Raw genomic sequence first — 21785 nt, forward strand, 5'->3', positions numbered from 1 at the left:
CGAGCGTGGCTCAAGTCGTCCATTCAAGCCCGCCAGGCAGATCGAAGGCAGCAAAGTCGATCTGGATCACCCGCCGGCGACTGCCGGATGCCAAGCGAGCCGACGCATGCAGGATCGGCGTGCTGTAAAACCACCCATCCCCGCGATCGGCCAGACAGGTTGAGACACCGCAATTCGCAACGACAGCATCAATCGCACTTTCGCGAATCAGCCCCATCCGATGCGACCCCGGCGCGATCAGGAGCGGCGCGTTGCGCTTATCGACATGGTCAAGGTGCAGCCGAGCAGTGATCATCCTTTGCAAAACGTCGATCGGCGGCGCGGCATGGGCTACCCCCGCCTTTCGCGTCCAGGCACCGAAGCCCGCGACCTCGCGCCGCGCCCGCACGGCGACGGTGCGATCCTGATGCCAGCCAAGCGCCCAATTCGCCGTTGGGCTCTTGTCGAGCAACAGGATCCGGACAGGCCGGGTTTGCGGTCCTAGCCATGTGCCGACAATGGCGCGCACTCGCTCCACAGCCGTTAACGGGGCGATCGTCGCGATCGAGGGCCGGGCACCAGGACGGCCCGAAGCGACTTGGTCGAACAGCCCTTCCAAGGCACCTGCCTCTGGCCCTTCGACGACATCCGGCATTCTAAGCGCGCCAACTTGCCGCAGCACAGAAGGCACCGGAAAATGGTCAATCGCAAGGTCGGTACTTCGCGATTCGGGGAACATAACCCCGATTACGGTGCTTGACCCGCGCGTCGCAATCCCCTTGGTTGGATGTCGTGTTTCCATTCGGAGTTGCCCCTTGGCCAAGCGCCTGACCCTCTACATCCTGATCGGCCTGGTGCTCGGCATCATCGTCGGCCTTGCGCTCAATTTGTCGCTCACCGACGGTGGCGGGCCGGGCGATGCCCAGTTGACGCAATATGCCGAATATTTCTCGATCGTCACGACGCTGTTCCTGCGGCTGATCAAGATGATCATCGCGCCGTTGGTGTTCGCGACGTTGGTCGCGGGGATCGCGCATATGGGCGATACCGCCGCGTTGGGCCGCGTAGGGTTCCGCGCCGTGGGGTGGTTTCTCTGCGCCAGCCTGGTGTCGCTGACTTTGGGGCTGTTTCTGGTCAATCTGTTCGAGCCCGGGGTTGGCCTGGCAATCCCGATCCCGCCCGCCGACGCGGCATCGGGGGTCGAGCGCGGGGCGTTCAACCTCAAGAATTTCATCACGCATATCGTCCCCGCCTCGGGTGTCGAGGCGATGGCCGACAATGAAATCCTCCAGATTGTGGTCTTCTCGCTGTTCGTCGGGGTCGCGATCACTGCGGTGGGTGAAAAGGCCGCGCCTTTGGTGCGCGGGATCGAGGCGCTGGCGCAGGTGATCCTGCAGGTGACCAACTACGTCATGCGCTTCGCTCCCTTCGCGGTGTTCGCGGCGGTAGCGGGTACGCTGGCTGAGCGCGGGCCGGGGATCATCATGAGCCTCGCCTATTTCATGGGCACTTTTTACCTGGGCATGGGGTTGCTGTGGCTGTTGCTGATCGGCGCGGGGTTCCTGGTGGTGGGGCCGCGAATCCTGCAACTGGTGGGCTATATCCGCGCGCCGTTGCTGCTGGCCTTTTCGACCGCGTCGTCGGAGGCCGCCTATCCGCGCACGCTGGAGGCGCTCGACAAGTTCGGGGTGCCACCGCGCATCGCCAGCTTCGTGCTGCCGCTGGGCTATTCGTTCAACCTCGATGGGTCGATGATCTACATGACCTTTGCGACGATGTTCATCGCGCAGGCCTATGGCATCGATCTGTCGCTGGGGCAGCAGATCACGATGCTGCTGGTGCTGATGGTGACGTCGAAGGGCGTCGCCGGGGTGCCGCGCGCATCGCTGGTGGTGATCGCCGCGACGCTGGCATTTTTCGACATTCCCGAGGCGGGGCTGTTGCTGATCCTGGCGGTCGACCATTTCCTCGACATGGGGCGGTCGGCGACCAACGTCGTTGGCAATGCGGTGGCTAGCGCGGTGGTGGCAAAATGGGAAGGCGGGCGGCTCGATCCACCCGAGCCCGAAGATTACAGCACGCATGTGGCACCGCACGACCTGCCCCCGGTGACCGGCCCGACCAGCTTCGACGAGTTCGGTGAACCGGTCCGCCGCGGCTGACCATCAAGCGTAGGCGTAGGGGCCGCCCGCCTTGAGCGCCGCCTGATAGGCCGGGCGGGCATGGATTTTCTCGAGCCAAGCGATCGTCGCGGGGCGCGAGGCGTTCAGCCCGGCCCGGCTGCGCGCAGCTTCGAGCGGGAAGCTCATCATCACATCGGCGGCGGTGAAGGCGTTGCCGGCGAACCAGGATCGGCTGGCGAGCTCGGCCTCGACATAATCGAGGTGGACGGCGATCATCGGCTGTATCTTCTTTTGCGCCGCCTTGCCGAACAGCGGCACCCGCGCCAGCACCAGCTTGAGCAGCAGCGGCGGCATCAGCGACCCTTCGGCATAGTGCAGGAAATGGCGATAGCGTAGCAGCGCGGCGCGATGCGCGGGAGCACCAAGCCGTCCGTCAGCCTTGTCGACCAGATATTCGACAATCGCGCCGGTTTCGGCGACGACCTGTGCCGTATCATCGCCGGCAGGCGCGGTATCCTCAATCACCGGCGACTTGCCCAGGGGATGGACGCGGCGCAGCTCGGGCGGTGCCAGCATCGTCGCCTTGTTCCGCGCATACCGCTTGACTTCATAGGGCAGCGCCAGTTCCTCGAGCAGCCAGAGCACGCGCTGCGACCGCGAATTTTCGAGGTGGTGGACGATGATCGTCATGGCGGCTCCTTGGCAATGTAGCGCGTGCTTCAGCGAGGTGCCTGTGCCGACCAGAGCCAGGCAGCGGCGGGAAAATCGACGACACCGCCCAGCAGGCGATCGGCGCAAGCCCGGGTCAAACGTTCGACCAGTGCGGGGCGTTCCGGTTCGGCGGCAGCGGCGATCAGCGCAGCCGCCGGGCCGATTCGCCGCAGGAAATCGACCGCGTCGGCCAGGGCGTCCAGCCCGGCACCGGCGCGATAGGCATAGTCGATCGGCCGGGCATCGATCGCCGTCCAACCGGCGGATGCCAGAAACTCGGCTACTTCGCTGCGATCGGCAAAGGCGAACGGACCAGGGCCAGCACCCAGCGATCCCCCGCTAGGCGTTGGCGACGCACCGAGCGCTGCGGCGGTTTCGGTTGCCCAGCCATTCAGGGATCGATCGCGAAAGCTGGAAAAGACCAGCGCGCCGCCGGGCCGGACAAATTGGATCAGGCGAGCAAACGCGGCCGCCGGATCGGGGAAAAACATCACCCCGTGGCGCGAGAAGATGAGATCGAATGGGGTGGCTGACCCGGCATCGAGCACGTCACCGGCGAAGACTTCGGCATTGGGCAGGTCGGCGGTACGGGCTTGCGCGACAGCCACCAGTGCGGGCGAAAGATCGACTGCGGCGATCGCCAGGTCGGGGCGAGCCGAGGCAATCGCCAGACTGGTCGCGCCGGCACCGCAGCCAAGGTCGAGAGCGCGGCCATTAGGCGGCGCGGCGGCAAGGATCGCCGCCACCAGATGGGGGTCGAGCCCTTCAAAGCTGCGATCGGTGCGCTGCCATTCGGCGGCCCAATTATCGCCGACCCGCGCTTTCCAATCCGCCGCGCCGGTCATGCTGAAACCGGACGAAGTGTACGCTGAAGGCAGGTTGCCGTCAGCAGCGGCAGCCTTTCAGCAAAGAAGCCCGCAATGGGCAGGGGCGCGGCGGATGCCCGCACGTTGATGCCCCTGCCCTTCACGATCATTCGTCGTCGAGATCGTCTTCGGCGCTGGGGCCGACCATCAATTCCTCGGCGACCTTGTCGGTACGCGCGCGGATCGCCTTTTCGAGCTTGTCGGCCATTTCGGGATGTTCGCGCAGATAATTTTTCGAATTCTCACGCCCCTGACCGACGCGGACGCTGTCATAGCTGAACCATGCGCCCGATTTCTCGACCAGTCCGGCCTTGACGCCGAGATCGAGGATTTCGCCGATCTTGGAAATTCCTTCGCCATACATGATGTCGAATTCGACCTGCTTGAACGGCGGCGCGACCTTGTTCTTGACCACTTTCACGCGAGTCGCGTTGCCGACGATGTCTTCGCGATCCTTGATCTGGCCGGTGCGGCGAATATCGAGGCGGACCGAGGCGTAGAATTTGAGCGCGTTGCCGCCGGTCGTCGTCTCAGGGTTGCCGTACATCACGCCGATCTTCATCCGCAGCTGGTTGATGAAGATCACCATGCAGCGCGACCGGCTGATCGAGCCGGTGAGCTTGCGCAGCGATTGCGACATCAACCGCGCCTGAAGGCCGACATGGCTGTCGCCCATCTCGCCCTCGATTTCGGCGCGCGGCACCAAGGCGGCGACCGAATCGATCACCAGCACGTCGATCGCGTTCGAGCGCACCAGCGTGTCGACGATCTCGAGCGCCTGCTCGCCGGTGTCGGGCTGCGACACGATCAATTCGTCGATGTTGACGCCCAATTTCTTGGCATAGACCGGGTCGAGCGCATGTTCGGCATCGACGAACGCCGCCGTGCCGCCGCCGCGCTGCGCCTCGGCAATCACATGCAGCGCCAGCGTCGTCTTGCCCGAGCTTTCGGGGCCATAGACTTCAATCACCCGGCCACGCGGCAGACCGCCGACGCCAAGCGCGATGTCGAGCCCGAGCGACCCGGTCGAGATGACCTCGACCTGCATCGTCTCCTTCGAACCCAGCCGCATCGCCGAGCCCTTGCCGAATGCACGGTCGATCTGTGCGAGCGCAGCGTCGAGCGCCTTTTGCCGGTCACCCGCAATTTTGTCCGAGGAAGCTGCCATTTTGCTGTCGATCACCTTGAGTTGTGCTGCCATGTCGAGGCATCCCTATCGCTAGAACAACCGCGCGAACCGTTCAACGCATGATGGCTATGTATATGGTTTGTTCTATCGGAACAAGAGGTGAACTTGGACAGCCAAGGCACGCGGCGCTCCTTCCGCCGGAACCGCGACATGTCGGAGATTCGTCAAACGGTTACACTGCTGTCGGCGGCCCGGTTTCCCGACTTCGCTCGAAACGAACGGGGATGGCGGGCGGCCTGCGCTTCGTGGGGTGCGGATGGGACATAGGGCGGCAACGGCCCCCAAGCCTCCGCTCGCCCGCAGCTTCAGAGCGAATCCAGCGCCTTTTCCACGCCGTCCATCGTGAAGGGCTTGGACAATACCGGGCGGTCGCGATGGGCTTCGGCAAGGACATCGCCGCCGGTGGCGAGGACGAAAGGGATGCCGGCGGCGGCCAGTGCGTCGGCTACCGGCCAGCTTTTCTCGCCGCCGCGCAAGTTCACGTCGAGGATCGCGGCATCGACGCTACCCGCCTGTACCAGTTCGAGCGCGGTCTGCACCGTTTCGGCGGTGCCCGCGACATCACGGTCGAGCGCGTCGAGGAAATCCTCGAGCATCATGGCAATAAGGGGTTCGTCCTCAACAATGAGGACACGCTGGCGTTCGGTCATTCCGGGTCATAGGCAGAACATGGCGGTTTCGCCAAGTCTCAATCGGTCAGCAACGCCGTCTGCGCCGCCTCGGCAAGCTGTTGCACCGAGAAGGGCTTGGGAAGAAAGGCGACATTGTCGAGGTCGATCGAGCGCCGCAATTGTTCCTCGGCATAGCCCGACATGAATAGGATCGGCAGATCGGGATATTGTTCGCGGACATGGCGAACCATCGTCGGGCCGTCCATCATCGGCATGACGACATCAGAGATCAACAGATCGGGGCGGCCCGACGTCGCCAGCAGTTCGAGCGCGGCTTCGCCATGTTCGGCGGTGAGCACCTTATACCCCTGCCGCGTCAGCGCGCGCTCGGCGACGGCGCGCACCATTGCCTCATCCTCTACCAGCAGGATCGTGCCGGTGCCCCAGGTATCGGCTTTCTTGACCGGCTTTGGCGGTGCCTTTGCCGGTGTTTCGGTCGCGGTGTGGACCGGCAGATAGATGGTGAATATCGCCCCCTGCCCAGGCGGCGATTCGGCGAAGATATAGCCGCCCGACTGTTTGACGATGCCATAAACGGTCGAAAGGCCAAGGCCGGTGCCCTTGCCGATTTCCTTGGTGGTGAAAAACGGTTCGAAGATTTTCGACAGCGCCTCGATCGGGATGCCGGTGCCGGTGTCGCTGACGCGAAGCACCGAATAATCCCCGATCGGCAGCACGTCATTATCCATCTGGCGGACGTCGGCGGCGGTGACCGCGAGCGTTTCGATCGTCAGCGTGCCGCCGCCATTAGGGTTAGCGGCGAGCATGGCGTCGCGGGCGTTGACGGCAAGATTGACGACGACCTGTTCGAGCTGTCCGGGATCGGCGCGTACTGCCCCCAGCCCGCGGCCATGCTTCACGTCGAGCAGGACGGTTTCGCCCAAAAGGCGGTTCAGCAGGTTCGAGACTTCGGAAATGACGTCGGGCAATTGCAGCGTTTGCGGGCGAAGCGTCTGCTGGCGCGAGAAGGCGAGCAACTGGCGGGTAAGCGCGGCGGCGCGGTTCGAATTGGCGCGCACCTGCTGGATGTCGTCATAATCGCTGTCGCCGGGCGAATGGCGCATCAGCATCAGGTCGCAATGCCCGATGATCGCGGTGAGGATATTGTTGAAATCATGCGCGACGCCGCCGGCGAGCTGGCCGACCGCCTGCATCTTGATCGCCTGCGCGACCTGGCGCTTGAGTTCGCCCTCCTGCCCGGTCTCCTTCAGGCTGATGAGGACTGCCGCCTCGCCCAGGCCGCGCGCGCCGGCCAGCGTCAGCGCGATCGGATCGTCGGGGCGGCCGGCGAGGCGGACCTGCATATCGGCGGAATGCGCGGCACCGCCCGAAAAGCGGCGGATGGCATCGGCTAGCGCGCCCTTGTCCTCGCGGATCACCAGATCGCCGGGATAGAGCGGCGGTGGCCCCGCGCCGATGCCGGCGGCGCGGACAAAGGCATCGTTCATATGCACGAAGCGCCCCTCACGATCGACCAGCGCCATCCCGAAAGGCAATAACGAGACGAGCGCGCGAACATGCGCGGTGACGTTCGATCCGATCGCGGCGGGAAGGCCGGCGTCTTCCTCATCGAGCAGCGCGACCACCAGCGGCGCATCGTCCTGCGCGCTCACGGGCACCTGAAGCAGCCGCAGCGGATTGCCGGCGGCCCCTTCGCGTTCGAACCGAAGCACGCCATTGCTGTCGGTGGTGAGAAAGCGGGCGAAGTCGCGCCCCGCAATCGCGCCATCGGGCTGCCCCATCGCGCGCAGGCACAGCACCCGGTTGGCGGCGCGAACCCGGCCCTGCGACGTGAGCGTGGCCACCATGATGCCGGCGCTGGCCAGCCGGTCGCCGATTTCGCCGCCAAGCAACGGATCGAGATCGACCGCCGATCCAGCATCGGCGGCACGCGCGAAACGCCAGACCAGCATGTCGTCGCCGGCGCGGACGATTCCGACATCGAGCGCCGCACCGCCGTGCGTCAGTGTCGACTGGCCTTCGCCGTCGCGCCAGGCGGTGCGCCCGGTGGTGCCGAGCGCGGTGGCAGCGGCAGGGTCGATCGGCAGGTTGGGCGGGGTCGGCAGCCCTTCGAACAGTAGTTCATAGGCGCGATTGGCACAGACCAGCCGCCCGTCGCAATCGGTGACCGCCAGGGCATCGACACTGGCAGCGGCAAGCGCATTGGCGACCGACCAGTCGATCGTCGGGGCGACCGCCGCCTGCGCCGGGCGGGCAGCACGAAACGCCAGCATCGCGCCGCCAAGCACCAATGCGGTCGCCAGGAAAGCGGCGGCGACCTGCCAATCGTCGAGTATGAACAAGATGGTGAGCGCAGCGAGCAACCCCGCCCCGCCCGCAATCAGCAGCGCGCGGGTTGCGGGGGCTTGCGCGTCAGGAGGGGAAAGCGATGCCATCGCCGCGTGTTGGGGCCGGGTTTTCGGGCCGTCAAGCGGGCCGTTGGTTCGCCGCGCCGGGTGGTGCGAGCAGCATGGCGGGGGAAGTCCTCCCCCGCCCCTGCCCTACCTAGCAGATCATCGGACTTACCAGATCGAAATGCGGTCCTTGGGCGCAAGATATAGCTCGGTGCCCGGCTGCACCTTGAACGCGGCGTACCAGGGATCGATATTGCGGACGACCGCGACCCGCTGAACCGAGGGCGAGTGCGAATCCGTCAGCAAGCGGCGGCGTAGCTCGGCATCGCGATATTTGCGCCGCCACAGTTGCGCCCAGCCGAGGTGGAACCGCTGATCGCCGGTAAAGCCGCCGATCACCGGCGCGGGCTTGCCGCCGAGCGAGGCGATATAGGCGTCATAGGCCATCGTCAGCCCCGCCAGATCGGCGATGTTCTCCCCCAGCGTCAGTTCGCCATTCACCTTCATGCCGGGCATGCCGTCATAGGCCGCATATTGCGCGACAACGGCTTGCGAGCGCTGCTTGAACCGCTCGACATCCTGCGGCGTCCACCAGGTGGTGAGGCGGCCTTCCAGGTCGTATTTCGATCCCTGATCGTCGAAATGATGGCTCAGCTCATGGCCGATCACCGCCCCGATGCCGCCATAGTTGATCGCCGGATCGGCATTGGGGTCGAAGAAGGGCGGCTGGAGGATCGCGGCGGGGAAGACGATCTCGACCATGCCGAAATTGGCATAGGCGTTCACCGTCATCGGGGTCATGCCCCATTCCCATTTGCGGATCGGTTGGCCCAGCTTCGAGATATTGTCCTGATACGCCCAGTGATTGGCGCGCAGCGCGTTGCCGAAAGCGTCGCCCGCGCGAATCTCAAGCGACGAATAATCACGCCACTGGTCGGGATAGCCGATCTTGGGGGTGAAGGCGGCGAGCTTGGCCTTGGCCTTCACCTTGGTCGCGGGGTCCATCCAGTCGAGCTTGTCGATCCGCTTGTCGAACGCGGTGATGACGTTCTTGACCAGATCGTCAGCCGCCGCCTTGGTCGAGGCGGGAAAGTGGCGATCGACGTAAAGCTTGCTGACCTCGTCCGACAGCGCACGGTTGGTGAAGCTGACCGCCCGTTTCCAGCGCGGCTCCTGCTCGGGCGTGCCGGCGAGCGTGGTGCCGCTAAAGGCAAAGACGGTCTGGTCGATCGCGCTCGGCAGGCTGCCAGCGAAGTTTTCGAGTGAGCGGACGATCATCTGGTCCTGCAACACCTGCATCGGCGCGGCGGCGATCAGCTTGGCGGTGCCCGCGATCGCGCTTGGTTGCGCGACGATCAGCGTGTCGACGGGCGTCCCTGCGGCAGCGAAATAGCGCTTGAAATCGAAGCCGGGCGCGGCGCGCGTCAGATCGGCGAGGCTGGTCTTGTTATACGTCTTCTCGCTGTCGCGGCTCTCGGTGCGGGTCCAATGGACGCGGGCGATGTCGGTTTCGAACGCTAGGATCGCGGCGGCGCGCTGGGCGGCGTTGGCCTCGCCCGCCAGCGTCAACAGCTTGGTGAGATAGGCAAGATAGGCGGCGCGCGTCTCGACCTGCTTGGCGTCGGTCGACAGGTAGTAATCGCGGTCGGGCATGCCCAGGCCCGATTGGCCCAGGGTCACGGCATAAATGGTGGGGTTCTTGTCATCGATGCCGACATAGGTGCCGATCGGACCGTCGACGCCGCTTCGCTGCGCCTCTGCCACCAGCGCGGCATAGCCCGCCTTGTCGCCAACCGCCTTGATCTGAGTAAGCCAGGGCTGGATCGGGGCAAGGCCCTTGGCGTCGATCGCTGCCTGGTCGAGATAGGTTGCATAGGCGGTGCCGATCTTCGATCCGGCAATGTCCTTTTGCTCTTCCAAGATCGCGCGAGTCTGGGTGCGGGCCTGGTCGTCCAGCACGTTGAACAGGCCGTAATTCGATTTGTCGGCGGGGATCGGGGTGGTCTTTGCCCAGGTGCCGTTGGCGAAATCGTAAAAATCGTTACCGGGCGCGATGCCCGTGTCCATGCCGGCGGTGTCGAAGCCGAATACGCCATAACGCGGGGCATTTGCCGGCTGCGGTGCGGTTACAGTCGCAGCGACGGTGTCGGTCGCGGGGCTGGGGGTGGCGCAGCCCGAAAGCATGGCGGCACCGCCAAGCAATGCTGCGGACATGGCGGTAAAACGCATGAGCTACCTCTCGATTTTCTGGTTGCTCAGCGTCTTACGCCGCTGACACGCCGCGTCAACGGCGGCGTAGTTGTTCAATCGGGGTGCTGGCGCAGGTGGCGGATCTTCCACTTCGCCGCGACGCGAAGCCGCCAGAACAGCACCGCGATCCAATAGCCGATAAAGGCCGATACCGCCGAGATCACGAACAGCCCCAATATCATCGCCGGCGCAGCTTCCGACAGCAGCCAGGTGACCCATTCGGCGACGCCGGCATGCGCGTTGACCAACGCCATGAACCCCGACGCATCGGCGCTTCGGCCCAGCAGGAAATTGCCCAGCCAGATCGATGCGTAGAGGATGAACGGCGTCGTCGCGGGATTGCTGAGAAAGGTCATCGCAACGGCGATGGGCACATTGGCGCGAAACGGCAGCGCCAGCAGCGCCGCGCCTGCCATCTGAACACCCGGAATCAACAGGAATATCCCCACGAACAGCCCAAGCGCGGTGCCGCTGGGCACCGAGCGGCGCGTGAAGCGCCATAATTCAGGTGCGAGCACCCGATGCGCGACGGGGCGAAGGATTCGATTGCTCTCAAGCTGTTCGCGGGTCGGTACATTGGCCGCAATGGTGCGCGCCAGCCAATCCTTGTCACCCTGTTTGCGCGCCATGGTTCAGCCCCGGTCGCGCAAGATACGTTGCTGGTCCCGCTTCCAGTCGCGGTCCTTGATCGTATCGCGCTTGTCGTGGTTCTTCTTGCCCTTGGCGAGCGCCAGTTCGACCTTCGCGCGCCCCTGCGTATTGAAATAGACGCTGAGCGGCACGAGCGTCATGCCTTCGCGGGCGACCGCGCCATGCAGCTTGTTGATCTGCCGCTCTTTCAGCAGCAATTTGCGCGGACGCTTTGGCTCATGATTGAAGCGGTTGCCGTGGCTGAATTCGGGGATGTTGGCGTTGACCAGCCAGATCTCTTCGCCCTTCACCTCGGCATAGGCTTCGGCGATCGAGCCTTCGCCGCCGCGCAGCGCCTTCACCTCGGTGCCGGTCAGCGCGATGCCTGCCTCATACACGTCGTCGATGAAATATTCGAAGCGCGCGCGCCGGTTCTCGGCGACGGTCTTCACTTTGTCGAATTCGATGGGACGGGGTCGGGCCATGGGATGCGGGACATAGGCGCAGTAAACGGCAAACAAAAGGCGTGGCGCGCATGCCACACGGGATTTAGCCCATATGGGCGATTGCCGCGATCCCCAACCGCATCCTGGCGCGTATCTATGCCGTGCCCGATGGCCGGGTTACGCCAAGGAGAGATCTCATGCCAAAGACCTTCAAGACGATGATGCTGACCGCCACGATGCTGGTCGGCGCAAACGCCGCGGCGCTTCAGGCCGAAACGATCCCAACCGAAACCCCCGCCGCAGCGCAGGGTGCGTCCAACCCGATGGTGGGCGGTGCCGCCATGTATGCCAACAAGACGATCGTTGGTAACGCGGTCAATTCAAAGGATCACACCACGCTGGTCGCGGCGGTGACCGCAGCAGGGCTGGTCGATACGCTGAATTCGGCGGGTCCGTTCACCGTGTTCGCACCGACCAACGCGGCATTCGCCAAGCTGCCTGCCGGCACCGTCGAGACGCTGGTAAAGCCCGAGAACAAGGGCACGCTGACCACCATCCTCACCTATCATGTCGTATCGGGAGCGGTTTCGGCGAGCGACGTCGCAGCATTGGTCCAGGCGGGTGGCGGCAGCGCGACCGTGCCGACCGTGCAGGGCGGAACGCTGACGTTCCGCAAGGCGGGCAATGGCTATACCGTGACCGATGCCAAGGGCGGGACGGCGAATATCACCATCGCCGATGTCCGCCAGTCGAACGGCATGATCCATGTGATCGACGGCGTCCTGATGCCGTAATGCTGGGGCGGGGTGGGTTCGTTTGCACCCACCCCCGCCTTATCGCGAGGGGCGTGTGGTAGCGCACAGCCCTATGTAATTTACACCAACCCCGCATGCGCCAGTGCGGCATCGACGAGCGCCTTTGACTCGTCGCAGGGCGGCGTCATCGGCAAGCGCAGATCGTCCGAAAAGCCGGGGCGCACCTTCGACAGCGCATGTTTGACCGGCCCCGGCGAAGCATCGCTGAACAAGGCCGAATGCAGCGGGAACAGCCGGTCTTGCAGCACCAGTGCCGTCGCATAGTCGCCGGCGCGACATGCCGCCTGGAAATCGGCACACAAGCGCGGTGCGACATTGGCGGTGACCGAGATGCACCCTGCCCCGCCCATCGCCATAAACGCCAGGGCGGTGTCGTCATTGCCCGAAAGCTGGACGAAGCCTTCGCCGCACGCCGCGCGCTGCATCGAGACGCGCGCCAACACGCCGGTCGCGTCCTTCACGCCAACGATCACATCAGGGAACGCCGCGACGATCCGCGCCATCGTTTCGACCTGAATGTCGGTGACGGTGCGCGCGGGCACATTGTAGAGCATGATCGGCAGGCCGCCCTCGCTCGCCAATTTCTCGAAGTGGCGAAAGACGCCCTCCTGATTGGGGCGGTTGTAATAAGGCGGGACGAGCAAAGCGGCGGCTGCACCCGCAGCCTTGGCGGCGCGCATATGTTCGAGCGCGACCGAGGTGTCGTTCGATCCGCAGCCCGCGATCACCGGCACCCGGCCCGCCGCCTGATCGATGCACACCGACAGCACATAATTATGCTCGTCGATCGACATGGTCGCGGCTTCGCCGGTGGTGCCGCAGGGAACCAGCCCCGATGAGCCTTGTTCAATCTGCCAGTCGATCAAGGCGCGATATTGCGGCTCGTCAAAGCGGCCTGAGCGAAACGGCGTGGCGAGCGCCGGGATGGAACCGGAAAACATGCGATGAAACTGCCGATCAGAGGTAATTCGGAGGCGACAGATAGGTCGCAGTGCCATAGTCTGTCCAGCATGCTAGGGTCGTATTCCAAGCTCGCATTGGTAATCGCCGGTGTTTCGGGCGTCACCTTATCCGCTCACTCGCTTGCGCCCCAGGTGCAGACGCAGCCATCGGCTGGGCAAAGCTGGCCGCCGCGCGGCATGGCGACACAGCCTCTGTCGCAGCAGACCGGCCCGCAGCCGACTGGGCCAATAGTCCAGCCGCTGCCCGCTTACGCCAGCGACCCGCTGACCCGCGACATCAATGAATGGAAGCGGCTGCAACAGTCGGACAATTATAGTTTCGCCGAATATGCCAATTTCCTGCTCGCGCATCCGGGCTGGCCGGGCGAGGTGAGCCGGCGTTCTGCGGCCGAGACGATGCTCGGCAGCGGCGCGACCAATGCCGCGCTGGTCGTGCGCTTCTTCGGGCGCTTTCCGCCGCTGACCGCCGCCGGCCATATCCGCCATGCCGAGGCGTTGCTGGCGACCGGCCAGCAGACCCAGGCGCAAGCAGCGGCGCGTGCGGCGTGGCGCAAAGGATCGCTGCGTGTTGCTGACGAGGCCAGACTGCTTGGCGGTTTTCCCGGCGCGATCGGCCCCGCCGATCATGATGCGCGGATGGATATGCTGCTGTGGCAGGGCGCGACCAGCGCGGGCGACCGGCAATTGGCGTTGGTGTCACCCAGCAAGCGCGCACTCTTCGCCGCGCGGCTCGCGTTCCGCAAGCGCTCGCCCGAGGCGGCTATCTTCGCCGCGCAAGTGAGCCAAAGTGACCGGCAGGATCCGGGCTATATCGCCGATCGCGCGACCTGGCTGCGCGCGAGTAACCAGTCGCCGGCCGCGCGCACCTATCTGGCGCAACCGCGCCGGCTGTCAGCGCTGCCCGGCCGGGTCGAGGATTGGTACGAGGTGCTGCTGCAACAGGCGCAGGGTGCCGCTGCCGATCGGCAATACGGCACCGCCTATGACATCGCGCGTCAGATCGACGACGCCTATCCGGCGGGCACCGATGTTTCGACGCGCCCCTATGGCGAGCGCGACGATTATACCAGCCTGGCGTGGCTGGCGGGGCAGACCGCGATGCGCCGGCTCAACCGTCCACGCGATGCGATCGGGATGTACGAGCGTTATGGCATGGCATCGCAAACCCCGCAGACCCGGTCGAAGGGCCTGTATTGGGCCGGGCGCGCTGCCGAGGCGGCGGGCGACCGGACCGCGGCGCAGGGATTTTACCAGCGCGCGGCGGTGTTCCCCGACCTGTATTACGGGCAATTGTCGCTCGAGCGGCTGGGCCAGCCGATCCGCCGGTTGCCAGCGCCACCGACGGCAGCGTCGGTCAACCCTGGGGTGCGCGCTGCATTTCAGAACCGCGAGGTGGTGCGCGCGGCGCGGTCGCTGGGGCAGATGAACCGGGCTGCTGATCAGGGGCTGTTCCTGCGCCAGATCGCCGCCGACGCCACCACCGCCGAGGACCATATCCTGGCTGCCGACCTTGGCCAGTCGATCGGGCGGCCCGACCTTGGCGTGATGGTGGGGCGGAGCGCGTCGACCAACGGGCACTATACCCAGGCGGCGTTCGGCTTCCCCAGCGTCGCGGTGCCGGGGTCGCAAGCGTCGAACTGGACGATGATCCACGCGATCGCGCGGCAGGAAAGCCAGTTCGACCGGGCAGCGGTAAGCCGGGTGGGTGCACGCGGGCTGATGCAGTTGATGCCGGCGACCGCGCGTGAGCAATCAGGCAAGATCGGGCTGAGCTACAACCCGGAATCGCTGACCAGCGATCCGAGCTACAATATCCAGCTCGGCTCGACCTATTTCCAGCGGATGCTGAGCTATTATGGCGACAGCTATCCGCTGGCGATCGCGGCGTACAACGCCGGCGCGGGCAATGTGAACAAATGGCTGCGCGCCAATGGCGATCCGCGCACTGGCGCGGTCGACTGGCTCGATTGGGTCGAGGACATCCCGTATTTCGAGACCAAGAATTACGTCCAGCGCGTGCTGGAAAACGCGGTGGTGTATGACCTGATGCACCCCGACAAAGCACGGTCGCGCGGGCCGACGAACCTGTCCTGGTATATGGGCAAACGGACGCCGGGCTGACATTAGTCGATGATGGATCGCCCCAACTATATCACCCCGGCGGGCTATTCGGCGTTGATGGCCGAATATGACGCGCTGCTCAGTGGCGAGCGGCCCAAGTTGGTCGAGGTTATCTCGTGGGCGGCGGGCAACGGCGACCGGTCGGAAAATGGCGACTATATCTATGGCCGCAAACGGCTGCGCGAAATCGACCGGCGGCTGGGGTTTTTGTCGCGGCGGATGAAGGCCGCCAAGGTCGTCGATCCCGCGCGCCAGCCCGATCGTGACCGGGTGTGGTTCGGCGCGACGGTGACGCTGGCCGATGAGGATGATGCCGAGCGGGTGCTGACGTTGGTGGGCGATGACGAAACCGATGCGGCGGCCGGCAGGATCGGGTGGAATTCGCCGATCGCGCGCGCGGTGCGGGGGGCAACGCTTGGCGACCTTCGCCGTGTCGTGCTGCCGGCGGGCGAGCGCGAATATGAGGTGGTGGCGATCGCCTATCCCCCCTGCCCCGCCGATGTGGCGGCGGACGCTTAACAGCGTTGGGCTTTCGACATCGGCTGGCCTAAGACTGCGCACATGACCGATTTTTCAAATGACGCGCCGCCAAGCGGCAATGTCGCGCTGCTGATCGACGCCGACAATGCCTCCTCTGCCACGATCGATCCGGTGCTGACCGTGCTGGCCGAACTCGGCACCGTCAACGTCCGGCGTGCTTATGGCAATTGGAGCAAGCCCGGCCTCAAGCGCTGGGCCGAGCTGACGATGAAGCACGGGATCGAGCCGTATCAGCAGTTCGACATCACCAAGGGCAAGAACGCCACCGACATGCGGATGACGATCGATGCGATGGATTTGCTGTTTCGCGGGCGAGTCACCGGCTTTGGCCTGATGTCGTCGGACAGCGACTTCATGCCGCTGGCGATGCGAATCCGCCAGGAAGGCTTGCCGGTCTATGGCTTTGGGAGTCAGCGCGCACCTGAAGGGTTCCGCGCCGCGTGCAGCCGCTTCATCGACCTCGACCGGCTCGAAAAAGACCGCGCCCAGCAAATCGACACCCCGCTTGCGATGGAAACCACCAAGGGTGCGGTGAGCGACGAATTGGTGAAGCTGCTGATCGATGCGTATAATGCTAGCAAGCGCGACGAGCGGGGTTATGCCAGCCTGAACGATGTCGGCCAATTGGCGGGCAATCGTTCGAGTTTCGATACCCGCAACTATGGCTATGCGCGGCTGTCCGACCTGATCGGCGACGTGCCGAATTTCCAGGTCGAGCGGCGCGAAGGCGGCCGCGTGTTTGTGAAACGAGTACGATGATGATGGCGACGCAGCGAGTATTTGTTTCAGGCAAGGTGCAGGGCGTCGGCTATCAGGACTATATGGTCCGCAAGGCGCGCGAGCATGGCGTGGTCGGCTGGGTCCGCAATACCCGCGACGGCCGGGTAGAGATGCTGGCGTCGGGCGAGGATGAAGCGGTGGCGGCGTTCATCGAATCATCGCGCCAGGGGCCGATGTTTTGCCGAGTCGATAGTGTCGAGGCGGATCCCGACAGCGAAAAGCCGGCCAAGGGCTTCACCAAGCGGTTCGCTGCCTGAGAGCTTGGGCGGCCTATCGTTCTTGTGATAGCCTTACCGCATGACCGAGTACCGCCCCCTGAACACCACGCCGGAAGCGGTGCGGTTGCGGATCGAGGACTATCTTGTTCTCGACCAAACCGGCGCGTTTGAGGGCTATGCCAAGACCGAGCTGATCGCGGGGGAAATCTGGTTCGCGAACGCACAGCACCGCCCGCATGCGCTGACCAAGATGCGGCTATATGATGCGGTTCGCGATGCGCTTTCGGTATTAGGCTCGACGCTTTGTCCGATCGTCGAAGCCAGCATCGCCTTTCCCCCGAGCGACGCGCCCGAACCCGACATCATTGTGACCAGCGAACCGCTGGGCGAAGGCTTGATACCTGGTACGTCGGTACATCTGGTGATCGAAGTTGCCGACACGACGTTGCAGACCGATCTGGGTAGCAAAGCCGATCTATATGCCCGCAATGCCGTGCCCGAATATTGGGTTGCCGACATCAACCGGCGGGTGATCCACCAACTGAGCCGCTCTGCCGATGGCAGCTATAGCGACCGACATGAAATCGCTTTTGGCGATGCGATCGAATCGATTGCGATCCCAGGGCTGCGGATCTCGAGCTCGGCCCTATAGCGCGCGCGGGTTGGGGAATGTCAGGCACACGCGGGTGCCCTTGTCATTCAGATCGGGGGTGAAGGCGATGGTGCCGCCAAGCTGACGGGTCAGGCTGGCGATCATCCGCATGCCAAGGCTGGCGCGCGACTGAGTATTGATGTCGAAGCCCTTGGGCATGCCGGGGCCGTTATCGGTCACCGTCATCATGATCACATCGCCCTCTTCGGCAATGCGGACGTCGATCGCGCCGCTTTGCCGCTCACCACCGGCATATTTGATTGCGTTGGTGACCAATTCGGTCAGCATCAGCCCCAGGGGGATCGCGGTATCGGCACTGATCGCGATCGGTTCGGCGGCGCATTCGATCCGGCATTGCGGTGCCTGCTCCTGCAGCCCGGTTACCAGGCCGCTCGCCAGATCGTCGAGCACGACGATGCCGATCCGGTCGCCGCGCCAAAGCTGGTCGTGGGTCTGTGCGATCGCGGTGATCCGTGCCTGGGCATCGCCGAGCAAGCGGATGATCCGCGGATCATCATCCTCCTGCATCTGGAGATTGAGCATCGCCGAGACCAGCGCCAGGCTGTTCTTCACGCGATGGCTTGCTTCGCGCACCAGCAATTCCTGATGCTCAAGTGCCGCGTTCAGCTTGCCTTCGGCATGCTGACGCTCGATCGCGACGCCGATCAGGTTCGCAAAGCCCTGCATGAACGCGAGATCGTCTTCGTCGAACTTGCCGTCATGGACGCTGTCGACCTCGATCACGCCATAGCGATGGCCGTCGGTTTCGACGAGGACGTTGATCGCGCGCCGGATGCCGTGATCGGCCATGATGTCGGGCGTGCGAAACCGCTCCTCGTCCTCCAGATGGTTCGAGATCACGGGTTCGCCGATCTTGAAGGCAAAGCCGGCGGGCGAGGCGATGTCGGCACCAAGATGTGCCGATCCGACGATCCCGTCCGCCCAGCCAACCCCGGCGCGCACCAGCATCCGCCCCTGATCGTCGGGCGCATCGAGATATTTGCAGAAACCGGCGTTCATGCCAGCCGCGCACAACTCGGTCGCGCGCTGCAACAATTGCTCCAGGTCGCGCGACCGCAGCGCGTCCATGCCGAAGCGGGCGAGGATACGCTGCTGCCCCAGACGATAGTCGATCTCGCCCTGTGGGCGCGGCCCCGGATCGGCCGGCGCATCCTCTACCACGGCCATGACCTCAGCGAGTCAGTTTCTTGTACGCCAGCCGCGTCGGGCGATTGGCGGCATCGCCCATGCGGCGGCGCTTGTCTTCCTCATAGCTGTCGTAATTGCCTTCGAACCACTCGACATGGCTGTCGCCTTCGAACGCCAGGATGTGCGTACACAGGCGATCGAGGAAGAAGCGGTCATGGCTGATGACCACCGCGCAACCCGCGAAGGTTTCGAGCGCCTCTTCGAGCGCACGCAGCGTCTCGACGTCGAGATCGTTGGTCGGCTCGTCGAGCAGCAGGACGTTACCGCCCTCCTTCAGCATCTTGGCGATATGCACGCGATTGCGCTCACCGCCCGAAAGCTGGCCGACCTTCTTCTGCTGGTCCTGGCCCTTGAAGTTGAACGCGCCGACATAGGCGCGCGTGCCCAGCTCCTGCTTACCGAAGCGGAAGACTTCGAGCTTGTCGGAGATTTCCTCCCACACATTGTTCGCAGGATTGAGCGCATCGCGCGATTGGTCGACATAGCCAAGCTTCACCGTCTGGCCGATGTCGATCTTGCCCTCGTCGGGCTGTTCCTGGCCGGTGATCAGCTTGAACAAGGTCGACTTGCCCGCGCCGTTGGGACCGATCACGCCGACGATGCCGCCCGGCGGCAGGCTGAACGTCAAATTCTCGAACAGCAATTTGTCGCCATAGGATTTGGTTAGCCCCTCGGCCTCGATCACCTTGCCGCCCAGGCGTTCGGGGATCTGGATGAGTATCTGCGCCTTGCCGACCGCGCGATTTTCCTGGCTTTTGACCAGATCGTCGAACGCGCGGATTCGCGCCTTCGACTTGGTCTGACGTGCCTTGGGGGTCTGGCGCATCCAGGCGAGCTCGTCGGCGATCGCCTTCTGCTTGCCCTGCTCCTCGCGCTCCTCCTGCTCGAGCCGCTTGACCTTCTTTTCGAGATACCCCGAATAGTTCGATTCATAGGTATAATAGCGCCCGCGATCTAGCTCGAGCACCCAGTTGACGACATTGTCGAGGAAGTAGCGGTCATGCGTCACCAGAATGACGTTGCCGGTATATTCCTTGAGATAATTTTCGAGCCACGCGACGCTTTCGGCATCGAGATGGTTGGTCGGTTCGTCGAGCAGCAGGATTTGCGGCTTTTCGAGCAGCAGCTTGCAGAGCGCCACCCGGCGCTTCTCGCCGCCTGACAGGTTGCTGACATCGGCATCGCCCGGCGGGCAGCGCAATGCCTCCATCGCGATCTCGAGCTGGTTGTCGAGCGTCCAGCCATCGACCGCGTCGATCTTTTCCTGCAGCTCGCCCATCTCGGTCATCAGCGCGTCGAAATCGGCATCCTCGGGCGGGTCGCCCATGATGTTCGAAATCTCGTTGAAGCGATCGACCAGGTCGGCGACCGGACGCACGCCATCCTTGACGTTGCCCATGACGTCCTTGCTTGGATCGAGCTGCGGCTCCTGCGCCAGATAGCCGACCTTGATCCCCTCGGCGGCCCAAGCCTCGCCGGTGAATTCGGTATCCATCCCCGCCATGACCTTCATCAGCGTCGACTTGCCGGCGCCGTTGGGGCCGATGATCGCGATCTTGGCGTCGGGCAGGAATTGCAGGCTGATATTGCTCAGGACGGGCTTGTTGGCGCCAGGAAAGGTCTTGGTCAGGCCTTTCATGACGAAGCTGTATTGGACGGCCACGAGCGAGGTCTCCGCTAGACGGAATTGCGATGAAGGGAATTTCGTTGCCGGGACATAGCGATACGGCGGCGCATTGGCAAACGAACGGTCGCCCGATAGGCTGTCGCTATGGAGCGCTTCTAAGTCGACGCCGGCAAGTTGCAGGCACCGTCGATGCCAGGCCCCGACGCTATTTCCCCCGAAACCTGAGGATTCGCTCAAATCATGAAGAATGTTTTTTTAGCGACGCTTGCCTTGGCCTCTTCGCTCACCCCCGCCACCGCGCAGCAAGTGCCCGACCAGGTAGCGCAGCTGCGTGACGCTGCACTCGACGACGAGATCGCCTATGCGATTACCGAGGGGCTGACGACCGAGGTCGGGCCGCGACTTGCGGGGACCGAGGCCGAGGAGCGGGCTCGCGCCTGGTCACTAAAGACGCTGACGGCAATGGGTTTCAGCAATGTGCGAAACGAGCCGTTCCCGCTCAAAACCTGGGTGCGCGGCGAGGAGAGTGCTGAGATCCTAGCGCCTTTCCCGCAACCGCTGAGACTTACCGCGCTCGGCAATTCGGGCGCGACCCCCGCGCGCGGGATCGAAGGCGAGGTGGCGTATTTCGCTAGCTATGCCGATCTGGTCGAAGCCAAGGACGGATCGCTCAACGGCAAGATCGCCTTTATCAGCCATGAAATGACCTCGACCCAGGACGGGTCGCAATATGGCACTTATGGCATTGCGCGGCGCTCGGGGCCGGGTCTGGCAGCGCAAAAAGGTGCGGTGGCGATCCTGATCCGGTCGATCGGCACCGATTACCATCGCAATCCGCACACCGGCGGCACCAATTTTCCCGACGGGGTCGCCGCGATCCCGGCGGCTGCGCTGTCGATCCCCGATGCCGAGCAGCTCGAACGGATCATCCAGCGCGGACAGCCGGTGCGGATGAAGCTGACCCTGACGCCGCGTATCCTTGGCACCCGGCAGTCGGGCAACGTAATCGCCGAGGTGCCTGGTACTGATCCGGCGGCGGGGATCGTGCTAGTCGCGTGCCACCTCGATAGCTGGGATTTGGCAACGGGTGCATTTGATGACGCGGCTGGCTGCGGCATCGTCACCGCTGCCGCCAAGCGAATCATGGATGCCGGCAAACCGCGCCGAACGATTCGTGTCCTGTGGGCCGGGGCCGAGGAAGTGGGCGTATTCGGTGGCCGTGCTTATTTCGAGGCGCACAAGAACGAGCGCCATGTCGCCGCCGCCGAATCCGATTTCGGGGCCGATCGCGTCTGGCGGGTCGACACCAGCTTTGCACCCGAAGCCAAGCCGGTCGCCGACCGGCTGAAGGCGGCTTTGTTGCCGCTGGGTATCGCCGGCGGCTCGGCCCCCGCACGCGGCGGGGCCGATGTGTCGGCGGTGATCGCGGCAGGAACGCCGGGCATCGACCTGCAACAGGACGGCACGCGCTATTTCGATCTGCACCACACGCCCGACGACACGCTCGACAAAATCGACCCGGCGCAAATGCAGCAAAACGTAGCGGCGTGGACCGCGATGCTGGCAGTCGTGGCGAATGCGCCCGAGGAGATCGGGATGCGAAATGCGGCGAATTGAGGCAGGTTTTCCCCCTCAAACCTTA

20 protein-coding genes are annotated in these 21785 nt (G+C 64.2%); 8 read left to right on the top strand and 12 right to left on the bottom strand.

Going from position 1 to position 21785, the window contains the following annotated elements; translation table 11 throughout:
• Positions 1-10 precede the first annotated feature (10 nt).
• Positions 11-634, bottom strand: coding sequence for a phytanoyl-CoA dioxygenase family protein (locus QU44_RS02315; protein ID WP_052134271.1), 624 nt, complete (start codon positions 632-634; stop codon positions 11-13).
• A 160-nt stretch (positions 635-794) separates the two neighbouring features.
• Here QU44_RS02315 and QU44_RS02320 point away from each other — a divergent pair, with 160 nt between their 5' ends.
• Positions 795-2141 carry a dicarboxylate/amino acid:cation symporter gene (locus QU44_RS02320; RefSeq protein ID WP_033919849.1) on the top strand — a complete coding sequence of 449 codons (1347 nt, stop codon included), beginning with the start codon at positions 795-797 and terminating at the stop codon, positions 2139-2141.
• 3 nt (positions 2142-2144) lie between these two features.
• Here QU44_RS02320 and QU44_RS02325 read toward each other — a convergent pair whose 3' ends face one another.
• The 8 genes from QU44_RS02325 to smpB all read right to left on the bottom strand — a co-directional run bounded on the left by QU44_RS02325 (position 2145) and on the right by smpB (position 11258).
• Positions 2145-2792 (bottom strand): glutathione S-transferase family protein, encoded by a 648-nt coding sequence (locus tag QU44_RS02325; protein WP_033919850.1) that lies wholly within the window; start codon positions 2790-2792, stop codon positions 2145-2147.
• A 29-nt stretch (positions 2793-2821) separates the two neighbouring features.
• The gene (locus QU44_RS02330) at positions 2822-3658 is read right to left on the bottom strand and encodes a class I SAM-dependent methyltransferase (RefSeq protein ID WP_033919851.1); all 837 of its coding nucleotides are present in this window, start codon (positions 3656-3658) and stop codon (positions 2822-2824) included.
• A gap of 127 nt (positions 3659-3785) precedes the next feature.
• Complete coding sequence (gene recA / locus QU44_RS02335) at positions 3786-4880, bottom strand: recombinase RecA (RefSeq protein ID WP_033919853.1); 1095 nt, start codon at positions 4878-4880, stop codon at positions 3786-3788.
• 293 nt (positions 4881-5173) lie between these two features.
• Positions 5174-5518, bottom strand: coding sequence for a response regulator (locus tag QU44_RS02340; protein ID WP_033919855.1), 345 nt, complete (start codon positions 5516-5518; stop codon positions 5174-5176).
• Positions 5519-5556: 38 nt separating this feature from the next.
• On the bottom strand, positions 5557-7935 hold the full coding sequence (locus QU44_RS02345) for a hybrid sensor histidine kinase/response regulator (protein WP_033919856.1): 2379 nt from the start codon (positions 7933-7935) through the stop codon (positions 5557-5559).
• A gap of 126 nt (positions 7936-8061) precedes the next feature.
• Positions 8062-10122, bottom strand: a complete 2061-nt coding sequence (locus QU44_RS02350; protein ID WP_033919857.1) for a M13 family metallopeptidase — start codon at positions 10120-10122, stop codon at positions 8062-8064.
• A 74-nt stretch (positions 10123-10196) separates the two neighbouring features.
• The gene (locus QU44_RS02355; protein ID WP_052134258.1) at positions 10197-10772 is read right to left on the bottom strand and encodes a DUF2062 domain-containing protein; all 576 of its coding nucleotides are present in this window, start codon (positions 10770-10772) and stop codon (positions 10197-10199) included.
• Positions 10773-10775: 3 nt separating this feature from the next.
• Positions 10776-11258 carry an SsrA-binding protein SmpB gene (smpB, locus tag QU44_RS02360; RefSeq protein ID WP_033919858.1) on the bottom strand — a complete coding sequence of 161 codons (483 nt, stop codon included), beginning with the start codon at positions 11256-11258 and terminating at the stop codon, positions 10776-10778.
• Positions 11259-11455: 197 nt separating this feature from the next.
• Here smpB and QU44_RS02365 point away from each other — a divergent pair, with 197 nt between their 5' ends.
• Positions 11456-12013: a fasciclin domain-containing protein gene (locus QU44_RS02365; RefSeq protein ID WP_443018066.1), complete on the top strand. Its 558-nt coding sequence runs from the start codon at positions 11456-11458 to the stop codon at positions 12011-12013.
• A gap of 80 nt (positions 12014-12093) precedes the next feature.
• Here the strand turns inward: QU44_RS02365 and dapA are convergent, their stop codons facing one another.
• Positions 12094-12975 carry a 4-hydroxy-tetrahydrodipicolinate synthase gene (dapA, locus tag QU44_RS02370; RefSeq protein WP_033919859.1) on the bottom strand — a complete coding sequence of 294 codons (882 nt, stop codon included), beginning with the start codon at positions 12973-12975 and terminating at the stop codon, positions 12094-12096.
• Between the two features lie 69 nt (positions 12976-13044).
• Between dapA and QU44_RS02375 the strand changes: the two genes are divergently transcribed.
• From QU44_RS02375 to QU44_RS02395, 5 genes are read left to right on the top strand one after another with little or no spacing between them, the layout of a single operon-like run.
• On the top strand, positions 13045-15117 hold the full coding sequence (locus QU44_RS02375; protein ID WP_033919860.1) for a lytic transglycosylase domain-containing protein: 2073 nt from the start codon (positions 13045-13047) through the stop codon (positions 15115-15117).
• 9 nt (positions 15118-15126) lie between these two features.
• A complete protein-coding gene (greB, locus tag QU44_RS02380) occupies positions 15127-15636 on the top strand; it encodes a transcription elongation factor GreB (protein WP_197054225.1) in 510 nt (169 codons plus the stop codon).
• 42 nt (positions 15637-15678) lie between these two features.
• On the top strand, positions 15679-16416 hold the full coding sequence (locus QU44_RS02385; RefSeq protein ID WP_033919863.1) for an NYN domain-containing protein: 738 nt from the start codon (positions 15679-15681) through the stop codon (positions 16414-16416).
• A complete protein-coding gene (locus QU44_RS02390; protein WP_331377413.1) occupies positions 16413-16694 on the top strand; it encodes an acylphosphatase in 282 nt (93 codons plus the stop codon). Before QU44_RS02385 ends, QU44_RS02390 begins: the two co-directional genes overlap by 4 nt.
• A gap of 40 nt (positions 16695-16734) precedes the next feature.
• Complete coding sequence (locus QU44_RS02395) at positions 16735-17307, top strand: Uma2 family endonuclease (RefSeq protein ID WP_033919864.1); 573 nt, start codon at positions 16735-16737, stop codon at positions 17305-17307.
• Here the strand turns inward: QU44_RS02395 and QU44_RS02400 are convergent.
• Entirely contained in the window at positions 17302-18495 is a 1194-nt protein-coding gene (locus QU44_RS02400; protein ID WP_052134259.1) for a sensor histidine kinase, read from the bottom strand. The two genes, QU44_RS02395 and QU44_RS02400, sit on opposite strands and share 6 nt — an antisense overlap.
• Positions 18496-18499: 4 nt before the next feature.
• Entirely contained in the window at positions 18500-20179 is a 1680-nt protein-coding gene (gene ettA / locus QU44_RS02405) for an energy-dependent translational throttle protein EttA (RefSeq protein ID WP_033919865.1), read from the bottom strand.
• Between the two features lie 204 nt (positions 20180-20383).
• Between ettA and QU44_RS02410 the strand changes: the two genes are divergently transcribed.
• A complete protein-coding gene (locus QU44_RS02410; RefSeq protein WP_033919866.1) occupies positions 20384-21760 on the top strand; it encodes a M28 family peptidase in 1377 nt (458 codons plus the stop codon).
• Positions 21761-21785: the final 25 nt, after the last annotated feature.

The sequence above is a fragment of the Sphingomonas sp. 37zxx genome, from assembly GCF_000786205.1.
Classification (GTDB): Bacteria; Pseudomonadota; Alphaproteobacteria; order Sphingomonadales; family Sphingomonadaceae; genus Sphingomonas.

What these genes read in the sequence shown, in the direction of transcription:
- QU44_RS02315 (WP_052134271.1), bottom strand. Translation starts at nt 634, where the DNA reads ATGCCGGATGTCGTCGAAGGGCCAGAGGCAGGTGCCTTGGAAGGGCTG.
- QU44_RS02325 (WP_033919850.1), bottom strand. Translation starts at nt 2,792, where the DNA reads ATGACGATCATCGTCCACCACCTCGAAAATTCGCGGTCGCAGCGCGTG.
- QU44_RS02330 (WP_033919851.1), bottom strand. Translation starts at nt 3,658, where the DNA reads ATGACCGGCGCGGCGGATTGGAAAGCGCGGGTCGGCGATAATTGGGCC.
- recA (WP_033919853.1), bottom strand. Translation starts at nt 4,880, where the DNA reads ATGGCAGCACAACTCAAGGTGATCGACAGCAAAATGGCAGCTTCCTCG.
- QU44_RS02340 (WP_033919855.1), bottom strand. Translation starts at nt 5,518, where the DNA reads ATGACCGAACGCCAGCGTGTCCTCATTGTTGAGGACGAACCCCTTATT.
- QU44_RS02345 (WP_033919856.1), bottom strand. Translation starts at nt 7,935, where the DNA reads ATGGCATCGCTTTCCCCTCCTGACGCGCAAGCCCCCGCAACCCGCGCG.
- QU44_RS02350 (WP_033919857.1), bottom strand. Translation starts at nt 10,122, where the DNA reads ATGCGTTTTACCGCCATGTCCGCAGCATTGCTTGGCGGTGCCGCCATG.
- QU44_RS02355 (WP_052134258.1), bottom strand. Translation starts at nt 10,772, where the DNA reads ATGGCGCGCAAACAGGGTGACAAGGATTGGCTGGCGCGCACCATTGCG.
- smpB (WP_033919858.1), bottom strand. Translation starts at nt 11,258, where the DNA reads ATGGCCCGACCCCGTCCCATCGAATTCGACAAAGTGAAGACCGTCGCC.
- QU44_RS02365 (WP_443018066.1), top strand. Translation starts at nt 11,456, where the DNA reads ATGCTGGTCGGCGCAAACGCCGCGGCGCTTCAGGCCGAAACGATCCCA.
- dapA (WP_033919859.1), bottom strand. Translation starts at nt 12,975, where the DNA reads ATGTTTTCCGGTTCCATCCCGGCGCTCGCCACGCCGTTTCGCTCAGGC.
- QU44_RS02375 (WP_033919860.1), top strand. Translation starts at nt 13,045, where the DNA reads ATGCTAGGGTCGTATTCCAAGCTCGCATTGGTAATCGCCGGTGTTTCG.
- greB (WP_197054225.1), top strand. Translation starts at nt 15,127, where the DNA reads ATGATGGATCGCCCCAACTATATCACCCCGGCGGGCTATTCGGCGTTG.
- QU44_RS02385 (WP_033919863.1), top strand. Translation starts at nt 15,679, where the DNA reads ATGACCGATTTTTCAAATGACGCGCCGCCAAGCGGCAATGTCGCGCTG.
- QU44_RS02390 (WP_331377413.1), top strand. Translation starts at nt 16,413, where the DNA reads ATGATGATGGCGACGCAGCGAGTATTTGTTTCAGGCAAGGTGCAGGGC.
- QU44_RS02395 (WP_033919864.1), top strand. Translation starts at nt 16,735, where the DNA reads ATGACCGAGTACCGCCCCCTGAACACCACGCCGGAAGCGGTGCGGTTG.
- QU44_RS02400 (WP_052134259.1), bottom strand. Translation starts at nt 18,495, where the DNA reads ATGGCCGTGGTAGAGGATGCGCCGGCCGATCCGGGGCCGCGCCCACAG.
- QU44_RS02410 (WP_033919866.1), top strand. Translation starts at nt 20,384, where the DNA reads ATGAAGAATGTTTTTTTAGCGACGCTTGCCTTGGCCTCTTCGCTCACC.